This is a genomic window from Synergistaceae bacterium, from assembly GCA_017443945.1.
GTDB lineage: Bacteria > Synergistota > Synergistia > Synergistales > Aminobacteriaceae > JAFUXM01.
On record JAFSXS010000038.1, the window covers coordinates 1 to 20,086 of the forward strand.

Below are 20,086 nucleotides of genomic sequence, written 5' to 3' on the forward strand. Positions count from 1 at the left end.
AATCTTTTCCCGTGTTATAAGGCGGGTCTATGTAAATTAATTTCACCCTGCGCAAATAAGTCTCATGCAAAATTTTCAACGCGTCTAAATTATCGCCCTCAATGTAAATATTTTCGCTGTCAAAATTTCCTTCTGTGCCGTATCTGCCTGCTGACTTGTCAATTAACGGCCTTAGAGTCTTTGTTGTAGGTCTCATTGCTTGAGTGAGTGTAATATCTTTTTCCGGCCAAGTGAACGAGTAACGCTGCTTAGTTGAGTCAACAAAATTATTTGAGAGTTCCCGCCGTAAAATGTCAAAGTCTACTGATTTAATTAATTCGCCGTCATCGTTAAAAGATTCAGTTACGGCCTCCGGGAATATTTCAGCGAGTGCATTAATTTTTTCGTCAATTAAATTTTGTGAGTGAGAGCTAATTTGCTGCATTGTGAGACTCCTTTTTCCGGTTATATTAGCACACAAAAAAACGTCCCGGCAAGTTTTATACTCGTCAGGACGCTAATTTTTTCGCGGTTTACACTCTTTTACGCAAGAATAGAATCGCGCAGATAAACACTCCCGCAAAAATGTTACAGCCTCCGCCCTTGCTGCCTTCTTTCGCGTGATCCCGATAAATAATTGTCTCTAATGCGCTTAATGAAGCTCTCACGTTGAGAAGGCCGTATTTGGAAATCTTATATTTTCCGTCGAACTCCTCATAATCACTAAGTGCTATGCGTGCTGCCTGAGTGCGTGAAATAATTTCTGCGTCTGCCTCCTGTTGAGTTAATGCGCCTTTGTCGAGACTTTCATTTACTATTTTCTTGATTTTCTCGACTGCCGTATTTAATTTATATTGATACGGGTAGACCAGCGGATTAATATTTTTGTCTGCTCCCTGAAGTATAGCTGCTTTGAGTTGTGCAGGAGTAGCTTTCGGGTATTCTGCTGCGAGAAGTGCAATTGCTCCCGCGACGTGAGGTGTTGACATTGATGTGCCGTTAAGAACTTTATAAACGTAAGGTGCTGTGCCGTCATAGTCATCAGCGTCTGGGGTATAAGTGCTCAAAATTTCACAACCGGGCGCGCAAATATCGACTGATTCTCCCCAATTAGTGAAATAAGCTGCTTTATCGCTTGAGTCAGTTGCTCCGACTACGATTTTATTATTCAGAATAGAACTTGCAGGATAAATATATTGTCCCGCTTTATATTCAGGCTCTGTTAAATTGTACATGAACTCCCATTCAAATTGTGGCTGTGTAAAAGGTGTAGGACTTCCTGTATTAATTCCCTCGTTGCCGGCTGCAATAACGAACACAGAATAATTTAAATCGTCAAATGCTTTCATAGCTAAATACCACGCGTCATTTAGCATTTCGGCCGGTGATTCGCTGGAAAAGCCTTCTAACGACATATTAATAGCAGCGACTTTGATATGATCTTCCTTTATGATTTGCGTTAAATAATTTAATCCTGCGATAATTTCGTTTGCCTCAAAGCCTTTGAGCGGGATAATTTTAACTTTCCAGTTTACGCCTGTTACGCCGATATTGTTATTACCGACTGCGCCGATAATGCCTGCGACGTGTTCACCGTGTCCGAGCGGGTCATACTGCCAGCCTTGAGTATCGCCCTCAACGAATGAACGCGCGTATTTTTCTGCGATATTAGGCACTAAATCAGGGTGGGGATAGAAACCTGAATCCATGATCGCAACATAAATATTATCACTTCCTGTATTAGTATCCCACATTCTAGGAGCTTGTATGCGTTCAAGTCCCCATAACTCGCTGTAAAATTCGTCATTAGGAGTCTTTGTTAGATGATTGACTCTGTTAGGTGAGGCGGCTATAACATCATCACGAGCCTTAAAATTTGCGATTAATTCATCAGTTGAGAGCGAGTCTGAATGAACGTAGACGAAAATTTTATTATCGGCCTCTGATAAGTACTCATAAACATTTTTGACGCTAGCACCGGCAGAACTCACGGCAGCATTTATTGACGCTAATAGATTCCCGTTTTTGAGAGCTGATATAGTAACCTGCTGATTTTCCGGAGACTTGAAGACTACAAGAGCATCACCTGCAAACGAACTAGAACACGCAAGAACTAGCATAAACAATGACAACAAAATTTTTCTCACGATATGACCTCCCTATTTTTTACGCGTAAATAATAGCAGACCAGCACAAATAAATATTCCCGCAAAAATGTTACATCCTCCCGAACTTGAGATATTACGATTTTCCTGCGCGATAATTAACTCTAATTCGTTCATAGCTGAATAAACGTCAAGCAGGCCGTAACGGGAGACTTTATAATTTCCGTCAAGTGCTTGATAATCTTTGAGGCCGTCAATAGCTTCCTGAGTGCGCCGTGAAATTTCTTCCTCGCGTTTATCTTCTGAAATTATATTTCTTGCTATGTCTCTGCTTACAAGATAAGGGATTATCGGCAGAATATAATCTAATTTATATTGATACGGATAAATGAGGGGATTAATATTTTTATTTGCGCCTTGAAGTAATGCACGCTTAATTTGTGAAGGTGTTGCGTCGGGAAATCTTGAAGCTAATAAACCTATTGCTCCCGTAACGTGAGGAGCTGACATTGACGTACCATCAAGAGAAACATACGGCTGAGTCTCACCTTCAGGCGAGCTGCTTGCGTCAATTGTATAAGTGCTTAGAATTTGCTGACCTGGTGCAATGATGTCGACAGATTCTCCCCAGTTTGAGAAGTCAGGTGCTTTGTCGCTTGAGTCAACTGCTCCGGCGACGATAACATTATTTAATCCGATATATGACGGCGGATAAACGTATTGACCTTTTTTATATTCCGGTGATTCTAGATGATACATTGTCTGCCATTCATATAAAGGCTGGTCAAAAGGTGCGGGCTTTCCGACGGGCATTGATTCATTTCCGGCAGCTATTACCATTATTGAGCGGTTCAGATTGTCAAAGACTTTATATGCGCTGTACATAACTTCTTTAGTTATAGCTTCTGAAGGCGTGAAATCTGAATAACCCCCGAACGACATATTAACAGCTGGCATTATCATATCAGGATTATCACGAAGGAGGCCGACTAAATAATTTACTGCCTCAACAATTTTATCATCAGGAAGACCGACATCTTTTCCGCCGACTTTGAGGGGAATAATTTTCACGTTCCAATTAACGCCAGTTACGCCGATGTTGTTATTTCCGACTGCGCCGATAGTGCCTGCGACGTGTTCACCGTGTCCGAATGAGTCATAGTACCAGGGCTCGGAGCTGATGAAACTTTTTGCGTATTCAACTGCGATATTCGGCAATAAATCCTCGTGCTGATAGAACCCTGAGTCAATTACTGCAATATAAATATCTTTACTGCCTGTTGTGTAGTCCCATGCTGAAGGAGCGTTAATTTTTTCGAGTCCCCATAACTCGCTATAAAATTTGTCATTAGGAGTCTTTGTTACGTGATTAATTTTGTTCGGCGAGGCTGCTATAACGTCATCGCGCTTTAATAATTCAGTGATTAACTGCTCTGTTGTGAGTGAGTCTGAATGAACATGAACGTAAATTTTGTTATCTGACTCTGATAGAATCTCATAAACATTTTTCGTGCTTGCATTGACGGAACTTAGAGCAGCATTTACGGAAGCTAATAAATTCCCGTTTTTGAGAGCTGATATAGTAACCTGCTGATTTTCCGGAGACTTGAAGATTACAAGTGCGTCGCCCTCGATAAATTCTCCTGCAAATGAACACGAACACGCAATAATTAGCACAATAACTGACAATAAAATTTTTCTCATGATATGACCTCCATAAATTTTTGCTTTTGCTGCGACCAACGGGACGGCACCGTCTGCAAAAAAGGTTTTGCCTTTGACTTTATTTTTTCGTCAATAATAGCAGACCTGCACAAATAAATAATCCCGCAAAAATATTACACCCTCCCGGCCCTGAGCCTGTATAGATATTTTCTGATTCATCGTCAACGGGTTCGAGATATTCATTATTTGCGACAAAGCCGGCGAGAAGGCTTAACGACGCGTTTACATCAATTAGCCCATATTTCGAGACTTTATATTTTCCGTCAAGAGATTCATAAACTTTCAGGCCGTCTATAATTAAATTTGTATATTTCTGAATTTCTGACTCTTTGTCTGCCGGCTGTATTTGGTCATCTGATATTAATTGCTCGACTATGGCTTCTGCGATTTCCGGGGCTAGTTCGCATTTATATTTATACGGATAAGCTAAGGGGTTAATATTTGAGTTAGCACCCTGAAATAATGCCGTCTTTAGCTGTGTCGTTGTAGCTTGAGGGTATGCAGACGCAAGAAGGGCGATAGAACCTGTTACATGAGGAGTCGCCATTGAATTCCCGCTCATACGAATATATACATCTTTTGATTCGCCGACCGGTTTATAAGTGCTTAATACTCTAACTCCGGGAGCTGCTACATGAACACCATCGCCGAAATTAGTAAAATCCGGCGCGTCATTGCTTACATTGATAGACCCTACAGCGATTAAATTATTAAGTCCGATATATGAAATAGGATAATCGTAATCACCTGCGTAAAAAGTCGGGTATTTATAGCCGTATATTTCCCATTCAACATTAGGCTGCGTGAAGGGCATAGGGCCTTGTTCTGTGATTCCCTCGTTGCCTGCAGCTGCGACCATTAGACAGCGATTCAATTTATCAAATGCACTGTATACGGCATATGTAGCGTCTTTAGTAACTGCTTCTTGAGGCGTATAACTCGAATACCCACCGAACGACATATTAACAGCGGCAATTTTCATATTAGGATTATCGCGCAAGAGTTCAGTTAAATAATTGAATGCGTTAATGATATTACTGTCTGGCATAGTTCCGTCAGAGTTCTCGATTTTGATGGGAATAATTTTGACGTTCCAATTTACGCCTGCGACTCCTATTTCGTTATTTCCTACTGCGCCGATAGTGCCTGCAACGTGAGTCCCGTGGCCTCCCTCATCGTTTGACCAGTCTGATGTGTCGCTGAAATCACGAGCGTAATCAGCTGCGATATTTTGCGATAAATCCGGGTGAGTATAGACTCCTGAATCCATTACGACGACATAAATATTTTCACTGCCTGTTGTAGTGTCCCATGCTGAAGGAGCGTTAATTTTCTCAAGTCCCCATAATTGATTATAATATTTATCGTTTGGTCGTGTTTCTCTTGGCCGGTTAATTTTGTTAGGTGAGGCTGCAAGAACGTCATCACGCTTTAATAGATCTGTGATTAACTGCTCGGTCGTCTTAGAGTCTGAATGAACGTGAACGAAGATTTTATTATCTGACTCTGATAGTGAGCTGTAGACATTTTTTACGCTTGCATTGACGGAACTTACGGCAGCATTTACGGAAGCTAATAAATTTCCGCCATTTTTGAGTCCTGCGATAGTAACTGACTCATTAGATTTGAATACGACAATAGCGTCGCCCTTCACAAATTCGCCTGCAAACGAACTCGAACACGCAAGAATTAGCACAATAACTGACAATAAAATTTTTCGCATTACCTGACTCTCCTTATAAGTCTATTAGTTCTATTCGGTGAAGCTGTGATAACATTCGGATTTGCTTGTAGAGAAACTATCATTTTTTCTGTTGAGTTAGTCTCTGAGCGTGCTAAAAAATGTAATTTCCCATCTGCCCAAGAAATAGCGTCATAGAGAGTGATTAATTTTGCGTCAATGGGATCTAGTGCACTTGAGATATATTCTGCGCATTCGGGACTATTAAGAAAATCGCTAGTAAGTTCGTTCACGCCTTCAGGAGCTCGCATAATAACTAATACATCGCCATTCACGAAATTTGACTCAGCCCATGCGCACGAACACGCAATAACTAGAATAAATAACGCTAAAATTTTTCGCATTATCTGACTCTCCTTCTAAGTCTATTAATTCTATTCGGTGAAGCTGTGATAACATTCGGGTTTGCCTTAAGAGCTGCTATCATTTTTTCTGTTGAGTTAGTCTCTGAGCGTGCTAAAAAATGTAATTTTCCATCTGCCCAAGAAATAGCGTCATAGAGAGTAATTAATTTTGCGTCAATGGGATCTAGTGCACTTGAGATATATTCTGCACATTCCGGACTATTAAGAAATTCGCTAGTAAGTTCGTTCACGCCTTCAGGAGCGCGCATAATAACTAATACATCGCCATTCACGAAATTTGACTCAGCCCATGCACACGAACACGCAAGAACTAGCACAATAACTGACAATAAAATTTTTCGCATATAAATAAGTCCTCCTCACAATAAAATATGATTTGGACATAGTATAAACTATAATTAATTAATTTTTATCCAACTTTCTGGGAGTAAATATTTTCTGTCTGCTATAATCTCAGGAGTTAAATCTTTGTACCATAAATTTATATCTGGAGCAATTATAATTTTTCGGGGATTCTCGTTGAGCCACGCACCCCACCAGCTGAAAGTCGACGGAGCTGTTATAACGTGCTTGCAGATAGTAATTAGAGCCATATCTTGAGCTGGAGTCTGTGATATAAAATTATATTTTGCGTCGGGGTAAATTTTCGGGAGATTTTCGCGGCAATAATCAATATCATCACTGAACACAAAAAATTCCGGATTATCAGTGAGTGAGTAAATTTTTTCGATTGCTGCCCTGATATAATTTTCGTTTGATCCCCAGTGCCACTCGTGATTAAGTTTATCGCTGCGCCTGACGTGAAGAGCTACAGAATTGCAAGATTTTATTTTTGCGGTTAGTTCCGGATTGAAGCACGAATCAGCGAATTTAAATTTTTTGCGCACTAAATCTGATATATTGCTGAAAATTTTTTCTGACTCCCAGTAACCTATCATGTAAGTATTGTCTTGTATATTCTCAAATTCCGGCGAATAAGAACTATACGAAGGTTTATAAATTTTTTTACTGGATGAATGCGCGCAACACTTCAATAATATTTTACGCATTAAACGCCTGAATAACTGGTAACGCTTAATCGAAGTATAAGAATAATGGTAATCCATAAAATCCAATATAGCATTACGCGGAGAAATTTTCCAGAACTCCCAAAACGAAGCAAAATTTTCTGTTATTGCCGGAAAATTATTTAATTGGTAGGGTCTGCCTTCTCTAGTTACATTATCAAAGCTGCGTGGAGCTAAAGCAAGTTTCGCATTAAGCCTTTGAGCCGCCGCTAATCCACCTGCATACATGAACATTTGATTACCGATTCCGGCGTAAGGAATTATACACGTGATAATCATGATTTTGCGCACTCCGAAAAAATTTTATTGACGGCCATTTTTTATTTTGTCAAGCTCCTTTTTTCGTATTTTATCGCGAATAATTATATCACTGTTATGCTATAATGTTTGTGAAAATTTCTTCGCGCATTTATTCACAAAGTTATGATTTACTAATACTTTTGCTAATACAAAAAAGTTGCATCGTTAATCTTATCGCAAAGTCTCACGCAGAAAAATTTTTTATTAGCAGCTTATTTTTCGCGCAAAAAATTTTATTTCACACGATAAATTATCACGCAAATTTTATGAGAGACTCAAGAGGTAATTTATAAGCCTTCACGCAATAAAGTCTTTCATAAACGTGCATTTATTATTACGGGCGCGAAAAAAACGGGTCGCACACATACAACAAATTTAATATATAAGCTCAACAAAAATATTTCGTTCTTTGATGTTCCTTCTTCCTTCAGCTTTTTCCTATTGTGGGATTGTGATTAATGCCACACGTCTGTTTTATGTGTGTCCTTCTTTGCGATAATCTTCTGAAATATGTTATGTTATCATTTATTACAGTTTTTAATTGGGGGTACTATTAAGTTAATTCTAAGTTTTTTGCCGGATATAAAAATTGAGCTAGTTTTTCCGGAATTACATTTAGACAGGTGTTCAGGGACAGACATGAAGTTTATGTACGTTCCATGACAGCAGGCACATTTACACGTTTGAGTCTTATTGCGGGAGAACAAGAGCATAAAATTTAGTAGACGGAGAATAACTTTATTCAAGATTTGCAGGAAAAATTAATTATCCCGCAGCAGAGTTACGTAATATAGGCTTACAAAATTAAATAATTATTTACGGAGGAAAAAATTTTTTGAGCGACAAAATTTCAATCAAAGGCGCACGCGAGCACAATTTAAAGAATATCGATATAGACATTCCACGCGGCAAATTAATTGTAATCACAGGGCCGTCCGGGTCGGGTAAATCTTCGCTCGCATTCGATACGTTATATGCAGAGGGTCAGCGGCGTTACGTTGAGTCTTTATCTGCATATGCGCGCCAATTTTTAGGTGTCCAGAAAAAACCCGATGTCGACGAAATTTCCGGACTTTCACCTGCTATATCAATCGAGCAGAAGGGAACCGGACATAATCCGCGATCTACTGTCGGGACTGTTACAGAAATTTACGATTATTTCAGACTCTTATATGGCAGAATCGGAGTCCCTCACTGTCCTAAATGCGGGAAACCTGTACAGCGTCATTCAATCGATGAAATTCTTGACTACATTTTGACTCAGGAAAATGACTCGCGCGTTGAGATTCTTTCGCCTTTAGTACGCAACAAAAAAGGTGAATTTAAAAATTTATTCGCACAAGTCAGGACTCAAGGCTACACACGTGCAAGGGTCGACGGCAATATTTTATTTCTTGAGGAAGAAATTTTACTAGACAAGAACAAACGCCACTACATAGAAATAGTCATTGATCGGTTAAAAATTTCGCAGGACAGGCGCACAAGAATCGCAGAATCAGTCGAGGCAGCATTAAAACTTTCAAACGGTTATGTGTTAATCTCACCTGAAGGCAAGCAGGAATACACAATGACGGAAAATTATTCATGTCCTGATTGTGAAACGAGCATCCCCGAAATTGAGCCGCGTTTATTCTCGTTCAATAATCCCGTTGGAGCTTGTCCCGATTGCGGAGGTCTCGGAAGCCACGAACATTTTTCGCGCGAACTTGCAATAAATCCGGATCGTTCAGTTCTTGAAGGCGCAATTATCCCGTGGAAGTCAAAGCCTCATGTAATCGAGAAATTGAAATTATTTGCAGATAAACACAAATGGGACTTGACTCAGCCTTATAAAGATTTACCCGTTGAAGCGCAGAATTTCATATGGAACGGCAGCGGCGATGAGAAATTACCGATGATATTTGACGAAAAAGGAATTGCCCGGCCTTATATGGGACGTTATGAAGGTGTTGTCGGGTGGCTGGAGGAAAAATTAAAATGGTTCGCAGATAATGAAAATGTAGCTGAAGAAGTCGCGCAGTACAGAGAAGAAGATATTTGCAAAACTTGTCATGGCTTGAGATTGCGTCAAGAGGCTCTAAACGTGAAAGTATCGGGATTTACTATCGGTGATTTATTAGTCATGCCCGTTGAAAAGCTCGTTGACGTGATAAAAAATTTCAAGCTCTCAAAATATGAACGTTCAATCATTGAGCAGGTAATAAATGAAATTGTCAAGCGTCTTGATTTCCTTGTTGATGTCGGAGTCGGTTATTTGTAGTTATTGAGTCGTGCTTATAATTTTTGGGGCGGTGAGAGTCAGCGAATCAGGTTAGCGACTCAAATAGGATCGAATTTAAGCGGCGTTCTTTATGTGCTTGATGAACCTACAATCGGTTTGCATTCACGGGACACGCAGAAATTAATTAACTCGCTGAAATCAATTAAGAGTCTCGACAACACAGTAATAGTTGTAGAACATGACCGCGAGACAATGCAGGCTGCTGATGAATTAATCGAACTTGGCCCCGGTGCAGGCGAGGGAGGCGGACAAATTTTATATTCCGGCACTTATGAAGACGTGTTAAAGACTGACGGTCAGACAGCTAAATATTTGCGCGGCGAGTCATCTGGCATCGTCAAGAAAGAAAAAAGGCGTGATCCAATCGGCTGGCTAAAAGTTTTAGGAGCTTCACACAATAACTTGAAAAATTTAAATATTGATATTCCCGTTGGAGTCTTTACTTGTATAAGCGGTGTATCAGGTTCGGGCAAAAGCAGTTTTCTTTATGACGTGCTTTATAAGGGTTTGCGGAGAATTCTGGATAAAGATTTTCGCGAACGGCCCGGAAAATTTGACTCGATTCAGGGAGCAGAATTTTTTGACAATATTGTATTAGTCGATCAAAGCCCAATCGGACGGACTCCGCGTTCAAATCCTGCGACATATACGGGCGTTTTCTCGTTGATTCGTGAATTTTTTGCGAGTCTTCCTGACTCAAAAGTTCGCGGTTACAATGCAGGAAGATTCAGCTTTAACGTTAAGGGCGGACGCTGTGAGTCTTGCGGGGGTGCGGGCAGTGTTAAGACCTCAATGCTATTTTTGCCGGATATTTACTCTGACTGTGAAGTATGCAAAGGTACTCGCTATAATCATGAAACTTTAGAAGTTCGCTTCAAGAATAAGAATATCGCTGACGTTCTAGCAATGACGGTAGACGAGGCATTAAATTTTTTCGCTGAGATTCCCAAAATCGCAAATAAATTGAAGTTGATTCAAGACGCTGGATTAGGCTATATAAAATTGGGTCAATCGGCTTTGACTCTTTCGGGGGGCGAGGCACAACGCGTTAAACTCTCTAAAGAATTATCAAAAAAGTTCGGCGGGAGGACTCTTTATTTGCTCGATGAACCTACAACGGGATTATTTTATACGGACGTTAAGAAATTGCTTGATATAATTCATAGGATAATTGACAGAAGCAAAAGCACTGTTATATTTATTGAACATAATTTAGACGTGTTATTGTCAGCTGATTATATAATTGATTTAGGCTTGGAAGGCGGCGAACGGGGCGGAAATCTTGTAGCGTCGGGAACACCTGAAGAAATTATCAATAACGGCAAAGGTTACACAGCAAAATTTTTAAAGCAGTACACGAAAGAATTAGCAAATTATAATTAGTAAGGAGCAAAAATTTTTATGGCAGACTATGAAGTCAAAGATCTATCACTCGCAGAACGCGGACAGAATAAAATTAACTGGGCGTGGCAGTATATGCCCTCATTGCAGTTTTTGTATAATAAATATAAGGACTCGCAGCCTTTCAAGGGAGCTGTTATCGCAGCTTGTCTGCATTTGGAAGCTAAGACGGCGAATTTATTAATCACTCTTACAAAACTCGGCGCAAAAGTAGCAGCTTGCGGAAGTAATCCACTTTCAACGCAGGATGATATTTGCGCAGCTCTTGCAAAAAACGGCGTTCATGTTTATTCACACAGGGGCATGACTACGGAAGAATATTTTAATTACGTTCATAAAGTTTTGAGCTATAAACCTAATGTAATAATCGATGACGGCGCGGACGTTGTTGCAACTGTTCACAAAGACTGCCCGGATTTGATTCCTAATATTTTAGGAGGCTCGGAGGAAACTACTTCAGGCGTTAAGAGATTGCGCGCAATGAACTCGCAAAAAGTTCTGAAATTCCCGATGATTGACGTTAATGACGCTTTGAGCAAATATTTATTTGACAATCGTTACGGTACAGGCCAATCAGTATGGGACGGCTTTATTCGCACTACAAATATGATTGTTGCGGGAAAAACTGTCGTTATTGCCGGTTATGGCTGGTGCGGTCGCGGTGCTGCAATGAGAGCTGCCGGAAATGGCGCACACGTTATTATTACAGAAGTTGACCCTCACAAAGCATGTGAAGCACTCATGGACGGTTTTAGAGTCATGAGCATGGAAGAAGCTGCACCGCTCGGAGATATTTTCTTGACGTTCACGGGCAATATTCACGTAATCAGACGCGAGCACATCGAACGCATGAAAAGCGGAGTAGTTCTCGGCAACGCAGGACATTTTGACGTGGAAATCAGCAAGCCCGATTTAAACGCTTTGTCGGATCATGTTGAGAAATTGCGCGATAATATTGACACTTACATAATGCATGACGGCCGGAGAATTAATTTGCTCGGTGAAGGAAGACTCACAAATTTAGCATGTGCAGACGGACACCCGATTGAAATAATGGATCTAAGTTTTTCACTGCAGTTAGAGTCAGCACTCTACATTTACACGCATAAATTGAAGGCCGGTTTATATCCTGTTCCTGAAGAAATTGACCGCGCAGTAATGGAATCAAAACTTGCGGCACTGGGCGTAAATATTGACTCAATGACTGATGAGCAGGTCGAATACATGAAGGGCTGGCAGGAGTAATTTATCGTGAAAAAATTTTTGTGTGCATTTGCATTAATTGCGCTTATTGTCAGTCCATCACTGGCACGAACAGCAGGCACTCACATTAACGAGCCTTATTACATGATAAAAACTAGTATTTATGAATCAATGCCGAAATATGAGAACGAGATTATTTTCTTGGGCGACAGTTTGACGGACTATATACAATTTCATGAGGTATTCCCGGACTTGAGAGTCATTAATCGCGGTATAGCAGGCGACACAACAACGGGCGTGCTTCACAGGTTAGGCGAGATAATATCAAGAAAGCCCGCAAAATTATTTATAGAAATCGGAATCAATGATATAGTTTATAACGTTGCTCCGGTTGATATTGCAGCAAATATCAGAAAAATTATAGAACGAGTCAAAGCAGGTTCGCCCGCAACAAAAATTTATCTTGAGACCCTTTTACCAGTCGTCAACAACGGCAAATTTGAAACTAGACGGCCAAGCAATATAATTAATGCAGTGAATGAGCTTTTACCGGATATAGCAAAAGATTTAGGCTGCAAATTATTAGACGTTCACAAATTTTTTGCTGAAGATGACAACATGCCCGAACGTTACACAGTTGACGGGGTTCACATGAATGGTGCCGGGATTCTTCACTGGATGAAATTTTTAGAACCCTACGTAAAGGAGTAAGAAATGGCTACACTATTTAAAGATGTATTAATTCTCGACGGCTCACGGACAAAGGCCGAACGTGTTCACATGTTAGTATCTAAAGGAAGGATCGCAGAAATTATTGACTCCTCACAGACTCCGCCAAGCGCAGATAAAATTATTTCAGGTCATGGAAAAATGGCGGTTATTCCGGGATTTGTGAACGCTCACACCCACGCAGCTATGATTTTATTGCGGGGACTCGGCGAGGAAGCTCCCTTAATGGAATGGCTGCAAAATAAAATTTGGCCCGTTGAAGATAAATTAACGCCCGATTATAGTTACTGGGGTACTTTATCGTCAATGCTTGAAATGTTAGAGACCGGGACAACTTGTTTTGCTGATATGTATTTCTCGATGGAAAGAGTCGCCGATGCCGTATTAGGTGCTGGAATGCGTGCTGCTTTATGCCGGGGAATTACAGCAGGCGAGCCCGGAAAAATTGAACGTTCACTGCAAAATAATTTAGACCTCGCAGAAAAATATCATGGCCGTGAAGGTTTAATAACTGTACAGATTGGGCCTCATGCGCCTTATACTGTGCCGGTTGAGTCAATGAAGTTAATCAGCGACTCTGCAAAATCTCACGGGCTCGGCGTTCACTTCCATTTTTTAGAGACACTCGGAGAACTTGAGAATCTCGGAATGACTCCGGAAAATTATTTACGTGAGACAGGTTTAATTGACGTGCCTTATTTGACTCTTGCTCATGCGGTTTATCTTGACCCAGAAATAAATCTTGACGCGAATAATATAACGTTGATTCATAATCCATGCAGTAATTTAAAGCTAGGCAGCGGAGTAATGCCCCTTGCAAAATGGCTCGATAAAGATTTTCCCGTCGCACTCGGCACAGATGGAGCTTCAAGTAATAACCGTCTCGATATGTGGGAGGAAATGAGAACAGCTGCATTACTGCACAAAGGAGTAAACCGCGATCCTGTATGCGTTCCTGCTGTTGACGTGTTGAGAATGGCAACATATGAAGGCGCGCGGGCTTATGGTTTCTCGCAAAAAGGAATGATTCGCGAGGGATGGTGCGCTGATTTGGTGCTCGTTAATCTCGACAAACCTCACTATATCGGCGTAAATAATGAAAATCTTGCAGCTTATATCGTCTATGCAGGAAGTTCAGCAGACGTAATCGGCACAATGATAAACGGTAAATGGCTATATAAAAACGGTGAATTTCCAACACTTGACCGCGAAGAAATTTTGCAGAAGGCACGCGAGGCAAGAGAGTCAATCACGAAATAGTTTTATAGCCGCCGCCTCGCTCCCACCCACCCACCCCGCTCGGCGGCGGAAAGCGCGAACAGGAGGAAAATTTTTTGACAGCCATAAGAATCGCACACATAATCGGCAAAATGAGAAACGGCGGAGTTGAGTCTGCATTTCTCGCGTACTATAAATTTATAGACAGAGATAAAATTCAATATGACTGCATAATAGACGAGGACTCTACACATCTTCAGGAAAAGCAGATAAAAGATTTGGGCGGAAAAATTATAATTGTGCCTCCGTATCAGAAGCAATTTGCATATCAGAGAGCGTTGTCTAAAATTTTTCGTGAAAATAATTATCCGTTAGTGTTCTCGCATATAAATTCGTTGTCTGTCTTTCCGTTGTTTGCGGCATGGCGTGCAGGTATTCCCGTAAGAGTCGCTCTCAGTCAAAGCACAGCAGGACGCGGCGAATTTGCTAGAAACGTGATGAAATATACTTTGCGTTTGTTCTCGAAAACTTTTGCTACTGAATGGTGCGCATGTTCTAATCATGCAGGACGGTGGCTCTTCGGTAATAAGGCAATGGAGTCAGGAAAAGTCTTAATCTGGCCGAACGCAATAGAGACATCAAAATTTGCATATAATCCCATAAAGCGTGAGTCAGTCCGTCAAGAGTTAAATATCAGCAATAAATTTGTAGTCGGTCATTCAGGGCGGTTTATGACGCAAAAAAATCATGTATTCCTGATTGATATTTTCAACGAGATTCACAAGTTAAAGCCTGACTCGATTTTATTGCTTGCTGGCGACGGGCCGTTAATGGACAAAATACGCAAAAAAGTTCATTCGCTCGGACTTGATGAAAGCGTTATTTTTCTCGGCAGCGTTCATAATATGCAGGATTATTATCAAGCTATGGACGTGTTTATATTGCCGAGTCTTTATGAAGGTCTGCCGGTCGTAGGGAGTGAGTCTCAAGTTGCGGGCTTGCCTGTGCTTTGTGCTGATACAGTTACGAGTGAGACAAAATTTTGTGACTCATTTAAATTCTTATCGCTGAAAGAGTCCCCTAATAAATGGGCGCAGGAAGCATTGAGAATTTCAGCTAACCACGAACGCAAAGACATGAGCGACTCTGCAAAAAAATTCGGGTTCGACATCAAGACGCAGGCAGAAAAAATGACTCGCTGGTACTGCAAATTATTGGGCATATAATAATTAAAGGAGGAAGAACAAATTATCTCATTCTTTCTCCTTCACAAATTTTTACTTCACTAGAAATCTACTTCTGTATCGTAATAACAGCACTTTAACAGCTTCTCCATTTCTTCAACTGAAGGCTGTCTCGGATTTGACCCCGTGCAAGCGTCCGCAATGGCATTTACTGCGATGTCGTGCAGTCTCTCAAGAAAAACTTTTTCCGGCACAAAACCGTTTTCTGTCGGGTAACTGTCCGCGCCGTAATTCTTTATGCAGTGAGGGATATTCAAATCGTCGTTCATTTTGCGCAAAAATTTAATCAACGCTGCGACTTTCTCATCGTCTGAGGCTTTCTCGTCCGCAATTCCCATATAATCAACTATAACGCCGTAACGTTTTTTAGCGGTCTCATCCTTTGCGTTGAAGGCTATAACTTTCGGGAGGTACATTGCATTTGCTGCACCGTGAATGATATGTGCGCCGTAATCCGCGAAAACTGCCCCTGTTTTGTGTGCCATTGAGTGAACGATACCAAGCAGCGCATTAGAAAACGCCATACCGGCCAAGCACTGTGCATTATGCATATTATCGCGGGCTTTCATGTCTCCGTTGTATGAAGGCACTAAATCATTCATGATCATTTCGATTGCGTGAATTGCTAAAGGATCCGTATAATCGCAATGAGCCGTAGAAACATATGCTTCAACCGCGTGAGTCATTGCGTCCATTCCCGTATGAGCTACTAATTTTTTCGGCATTGTCTCGGCAAGTTCAGGGTCTACTATTGCGACATCAGGCGTAATCTCAAAATCTGCTATGGGATATTTGATTCCCTTTTTGTAATCGGTGATAATTGAGAATGCTGTTACTTCCGTTGCTGTTCCTGAAGTCGACGATACTGCGCAGAAATGAGCTTTTTTGCGTAATTCAGGAATCCCGAAAATTTTGCACATGTCTTCAAATGTGCAGTCAGGATATTCATATTTGATCCACATTGCTTTTGCTGCGTCAATTGGTGAGCCTCCGCCGATAGCGACTATCCAATCAGGGCCGAAGTCCAACATTTTTTGTGCGCCGTTCATTACTGTTTCGACTGATGGATCTGATTCGATTCCGTCAATGACTCTTACTTCCATTCCTGCCGATTTGAGATATGACTCTGCTTTGTCGAGGAACCCGAATTTTTTCATTGAGCCGCCGCCCACACAGATAACTGCTTTCTTACCCTTTAAATTTTTGAGTGCTTCAAGTGCGCCTTTGCCGTGAAAAACGTCGCGCGGTAAAGTGAATCTCATCATTATAAAGTGTCAAATCCTTTCGTTTATGAATCGTGATAAAACCTGATAAATTTTTCTATTCTATTAGAACGCGTTTATCTATATTATTGTTAGAATTACTCTGTGTGAAAATTGCCCGTCAGATTAAAATATTCTCACGTTCGATAAATTTTATAGTCAGGAGGATTTACAGACATGAAAAAATTTGTATTTGCTCTCGTTTGTGTGATGGTCTTTGCTGCTTCATCATTTGCTGCTGAAGTCGTGAAGGCTTATACAACTATGGAAGAACCGCTTGCTAAGGCACTATTTGACGAATTTGAGAAGGAAACAGGAATCAAAGTCGAATGGGTCAGGCTTTCAGGCGGTGAGGCAATAGCAAGACTCGAAGCAGAACGCGCTAACCCTCAGGCAAGTATTTGGGTAGGAGGAGTCGGGACTCAACATATCGAAGCAAAATTGCGCGGGCTTTCCACTCCTTACAGATCAAGAGTCGCGTCAAGCATTCCATCACGTTACAGAGACCCCGAAAATTATTGGACTGGACTCTATGTCGGGCCTATAGCTTTTTGCATGAACACTGAACGCGCAAAGGAATTAGGACTCACAATGCCTAAAAGCTGGGCAGATTTAATCAAGCCGGAATACGCAAAGAAAGTCAGAGTCGCACATCCCAGCACATCAGGAACAGCCTATAACATGATTACAACTGTTATTAGAGTCTTTAACGGCGACGAGGACAAAGCATTTGCATACTTCAAAGAATTAGCAAAAAGTGTAGAGCAGTTCACGCGCTCAGGTTCAGCACCGGGGAAATCTTGCGCGCTCGGAGAAATTCCTATTGCAATAGGCTACTTGCACGACCAAATCAAATTACAGCGTGAAGGCGCAAAAATTGAGATCGCTATACCCTCCGACGGAACAGGATTCGAGACTGCTTCAATGTCGATTCTTAAGGGCGGCCCCGATGCTCTCAACGCGAAAAAATTATATGACTGGGTACTCGGTCAAAAGGCTATGGACATTATTGCGCGCTGGTACGTTATTCCGCTTTCAAAACTTGCTACACCTACAAGCACAGGCTTCTCACTCGACAGCATGAATCTTGTAAATCAAGACGATCAATGGGACGCTGCCAACAAAGAAAGACTCTTAGAACGCTGGAACAAGGAAATTTCAACAGCTCCGGAAAAATAAATAATTTTGCGGCCTCTTGCTTTAATGCGGGGGGCTATTATTGTATATGCGTAAAGGAGGTCAGAGAACTTGAATAAACGTGTAATAAATTTTTTGCTGACGATTTTATTTGTTGTGCTTGTCGGATTCTGGATTTATACGAGTGTCCGCGATGAATTTCTCAAGCAGGCAAGAGACTCGCAGCGCAGAACAGTTGAGACGGTCTCAGCAGGTTTCACGCATGAAAATGTTGATGAATGGCTAAAGCGTTTGGCCGAAGACTCAAATAATTACAGAGTCGTTTACGTCGAAAATCTGCCCATGCCCGGCGAGAAATTAGAAAGCACACCGCGAGGAGACTCAGAACTTGCAAAACTCGTAGAAAAATCTGCGTCCGATCCTGAATTTGCGAAAGGCTTTGACAATGCAGCTTATGACGAAATTTACAGGACCGCTAAAACGTGGACAATCGGTGATAAGTCAGACCAAGCGATATTTTTTGCACCGGCTGAAAATTTAAAGACTCAAGATGTAGAAGGCGCGTTAATATTTGCGTTTCACACTGACAACGAGCAAAATTTTATGAGAATGCTCAACACTTTATTTTTCGGGGCGTTCATATTATTTGCTGTTGTTATCTGGCAGTTAATGATGAGTCGCGATCCTATAGTCGGTTTTGCTCTGGCCGGATTATTCTTGATGACTCTAACGTTTGTAGCATACCCGTTATTTGAGGCTTTGAGGCTTTCATTCTTGGAGAACGGCAAATTTTCGCTGTCAGTCTGGAAGAGTATATTAAATTCAGAAGGTTACATGTCGGCGTTATGGGGAAGTCTGAAATTAGGCTGCTGGACTGCGACATTTTCGACTCTTGTAGGATTCTTATTCGCGTTTGTAGTAACCCGCACAAATGCCCCGTGCAAAAAATTAATTTCTACAATGGGAGTGCTGCCGGTAATTTCTCCGCCGTTCTCGCTGACGTTGTCAATTATATTATTATTCGGCAACAATGGCTTGATTACTCGCTGGCTTAGAGTCATCGGTCTTGACTTCTCGATTTACGGTCTTCCGGGGCTTGTTCTCGTTCAGACAATGGGAATGTTCCCGATAGCTTTCTTGACATTAACGGGAGTCTTGCAGGCGATTGACTCAACTTTTGAGGAGGCCTCATTAAATTTATCAGCAGGAAGACTCAAAACTTTCACGTCAATAACTTTGCCGCTTGCTGTACCGGGATTATTAAGTGCGTGGCTGTTAGTGTTCACGACTTCACTTGCAGATTTTGCGAACCCGTTATTATTGGCCGGCGATTTAAAAGTTTTGTCGCTAGAGTCATATATTGAAGTAACCGGTATGCTGAGACTTGGACACGGTGCGGCACTCTCGATTTTGTTATTATTGCCGACGTTGACAGCTTTTCTCGTGCAAAGATTCTGGGTGTCTAAACGCTCATATGTAACAGTAACGGGCAAACCTTCAGGACGAATCACAGAATTAACTACTCCGATAGTGAGACATATTTTGACGGGAATAATTTTCGCGATAATAATTTTCCTGATAATGCTTTACGGGACAATTTTTGCGGGCTGCTTCGTCAAGAACTGGGGAATTGATTACACCTTCAGTCTTGAAAATATAACGGAGGCTATTACGCGTTCGACGACTGCATTATTTGACACTGTAACACTTGCTGCGATCGCGACACCTATTGCGGGAATTATTGCGATGATAGCTGCTTTATTGATTGTCAGGCGGAAATTTTACGGTAAAAGATTTCTCGAAATGTTGTTAATGACTCCTTTTGCTTTGCCGGGCACGTTATTAGGTATAAGCTATCTGCTTGCGTTCAATCATGCGCCGATTATTCTTGTAGGAACAGCGGCAATTATTGTAATTAATTACGTGATTCGAGAGCTGCCGGTCGGAATTGAAGGCGGTATTGCGTCATTGCGTCAAATTGATGCGTCGATAGAAGAAGCTGCTACGGATCTTGGAGCGGATCAAGCAACAGTTTTCAGAACTATAGTATTACCCTTAGTGCGTCCGGCTTTCTTGTCGAGTTTGTCATATACATTTGTGCGTTCAATGACGGCTGTTAGTGCAGTAATTTTCTTAATTTCTGCGCGCTGGTATCATATAACGGTCTTGATATATAACTTCTCGGAAAATTTGAGATTCGGGCTCGCAAGTGTTTTATCGACAGTGTTAATAATTATAGTTTTCGGAGCATTCGGGATTATGCGGTTATTAGTGCGTGAAAACTCTAATTTAATGAAAAATGTTACGTGATGAAATAGCCGGGTGGGTG

At 41.3% G+C, this 20,086-nt stretch carries 14 protein-coding genes and 1 pseudogene; 7 read left to right on the forward strand and 8 right to left on the reverse strand.

The genetic code is table 11. The features are described from left to right. The 7 genes from IJT21_03965 to IJT21_03995 all read right to left on the reverse strand — a co-directional run. Positions 1–424, reverse strand: a 424-nt coding sequence (locus tag IJT21_03965) for a hypothetical protein (protein MBQ7577409.1), incomplete at its 3' end; no start/stop codon positions are given. 88 nt (positions 425–512) lie between these two features. After that, a complete protein-coding gene (locus tag IJT21_03970) occupies positions 513–2,126 on the reverse strand; it encodes a S8 family serine peptidase (GenBank protein MBQ7577410.1) in 1,614 nt (537 codons plus the stop codon). A gap of 12 nt (positions 2,127–2,138) precedes the next feature. Further along, positions 2,139–3,788 carry a S8 family serine peptidase gene (locus IJT21_03975; protein ID MBQ7577411.1) on the reverse strand — a complete coding sequence of 550 codons (1,650 nt, stop codon included), beginning with the start codon at positions 3,786–3,788 and terminating at the stop codon, positions 2,139–2,141. Between the two features lie 79 nt (positions 3,789–3,867). Continuing rightward, positions 3,868–5,532 carry a S8 family serine peptidase gene (locus tag IJT21_03980; GenBank protein MBQ7577412.1) on the reverse strand — a complete coding sequence of 555 codons (1,665 nt, stop codon included), beginning with the start codon at positions 5,530–5,532 and terminating at the stop codon, positions 3,868–3,870. Further along, complete coding sequence (locus IJT21_03985) at positions 5,532–5,894, reverse strand: hypothetical protein (GenBank protein MBQ7577413.1); 363 nt, start codon at positions 5,892–5,894, stop codon at positions 5,532–5,534. Before IJT21_03985 ends, IJT21_03980 begins: the two co-directional genes overlap by 1 nt. Next, positions 5,894–6,259, reverse strand: a complete 366-nt coding sequence (locus IJT21_03990) for a hypothetical protein (GenBank protein ID MBQ7577414.1) — start codon at positions 6,257–6,259, stop codon at positions 5,894–5,896. Before IJT21_03990 ends, IJT21_03985 begins: the two co-directional genes overlap by 1 nt. Positions 6,260–6,313: 54 nt before the next feature. Beyond that, the gene (locus tag IJT21_03995) at positions 6,314–7,261 is read right to left on the reverse strand and encodes an alpha-1,2-fucosyltransferase (protein ID MBQ7577415.1); all 948 of its coding nucleotides are present in this window, start codon (positions 7,259–7,261) and stop codon (positions 6,314–6,316) included. Between the two features lie 856 nt (positions 7,262–8,117). Between IJT21_03995 and uvrA the strand changes: the two are divergent. From uvrA to IJT21_04020, 5 genes and pseudogenes are all read left to right on the forward strand, one after another. Next, positions 8,118–10,946 (forward strand): annotated as a pseudogene (gene uvrA, locus IJT21_04000) (excinuclease ABC subunit UvrA). 18 nt (positions 10,947–10,964) lie between these two features. Then, positions 10,965–12,209 carry an adenosylhomocysteinase gene (locus IJT21_04005; GenBank protein ID MBQ7577416.1) on the forward strand — a complete coding sequence of 415 codons (1,245 nt, stop codon included), beginning with the start codon at positions 10,965–10,967 and terminating at the stop codon, positions 12,207–12,209. Positions 12,210–12,215: 6 nt separating this feature from the next. Beyond that, positions 12,216–12,878, forward strand: coding sequence for a hypothetical protein (locus IJT21_04010; GenBank protein ID MBQ7577417.1), 663 nt, complete (start codon positions 12,216–12,218; stop codon positions 12,876–12,878). A 3-nt stretch (positions 12,879–12,881) separates the two neighbouring features. After that, on the forward strand, positions 12,882–14,156 hold the full coding sequence (locus tag IJT21_04015) for an amidohydrolase (protein MBQ7577418.1): 1,275 nt from the start codon (positions 12,882–12,884) through the stop codon (positions 14,154–14,156). Between the two features lie 74 nt (positions 14,157–14,230). Beyond that, complete coding sequence (locus IJT21_04020; GenBank protein ID MBQ7577419.1) at positions 14,231–15,340, forward strand: glycosyltransferase family 1 protein; 1,110 nt, start codon at positions 14,231–14,233, stop codon at positions 15,338–15,340. A gap of 59 nt (positions 15,341–15,399) precedes the next feature. Here the strand turns inward: IJT21_04020 and IJT21_04025 are convergent, their stop codons facing one another. After that, positions 15,400–16,623: an iron-containing alcohol dehydrogenase gene (locus IJT21_04025; protein MBQ7577420.1), complete on the reverse strand. Its 1,224-nt coding sequence runs from the start codon at positions 16,621–16,623 to the stop codon at positions 15,400–15,402. A 174-nt stretch (positions 16,624–16,797) separates the two neighbouring features. Between IJT21_04025 and IJT21_04030 the strand changes: the two genes are divergently transcribed. Further along, entirely contained in the window at positions 16,798–17,799 is a 1,002-nt protein-coding gene (locus tag IJT21_04030) for an ABC transporter substrate-binding protein (protein MBQ7577421.1), read from the forward strand. A gap of 69 nt (positions 17,800–17,868) precedes the next feature. Then, positions 17,869–20,067, forward strand: a complete 2,199-nt coding sequence (locus IJT21_04035; GenBank protein MBQ7577422.1) for an iron ABC transporter permease — start codon at positions 17,869–17,871, stop codon at positions 20,065–20,067. The last annotated feature ends 19 nt before the right edge of the window (positions 20,068–20,086 follow it).

Coding starts and splice junctions, on each gene's coding strand:
- IJT21_04005 (MBQ7577416.1), top strand. CDS start 10,965: ATGGCAGACTATGAAGTCAAAGATCTATCACTCGCAGAACGCGGACAG.
- IJT21_03990 (MBQ7577414.1), bottom strand. CDS start 6,259: ATGCGAAAAATTTTATTGTCAGTTATTGTGCTAGTTCTTGCGTGTTCG.
- IJT21_03980 (MBQ7577412.1), bottom strand. CDS start 5,532: ATGCGAAAAATTTTATTGTCAGTTATTGTGCTAATTCTTGCGTGTTCG.
- IJT21_03975 (MBQ7577411.1), bottom strand. CDS start 3,788: ATGAGAAAAATTTTATTGTCAGTTATTGTGCTAATTATTGCGTGTTCG.
- IJT21_04025 (MBQ7577420.1), bottom strand. CDS start 16,623: ATGATGAGATTCACTTTACCGCGCGACGTTTTTCACGGCAAAGGCGCA.
- IJT21_04015 (MBQ7577418.1), top strand. CDS start 12,882: ATGGCTACACTATTTAAAGATGTATTAATTCTCGACGGCTCACGGACA.
- IJT21_03995 (MBQ7577415.1), bottom strand. CDS start 7,261: ATGATTATCACGTGTATAATTCCTTACGCCGGAATCGGTAATCAAATG.
- IJT21_04030 (MBQ7577421.1), top strand. CDS start 16,798: ATGAAAAAATTTGTATTTGCTCTCGTTTGTGTGATGGTCTTTGCTGCT.
- IJT21_03985 (MBQ7577413.1), bottom strand. CDS start 5,894: ATGCGAAAAATTTTAGCGTTATTTATTCTAGTTATTGCGTGTTCGTGC.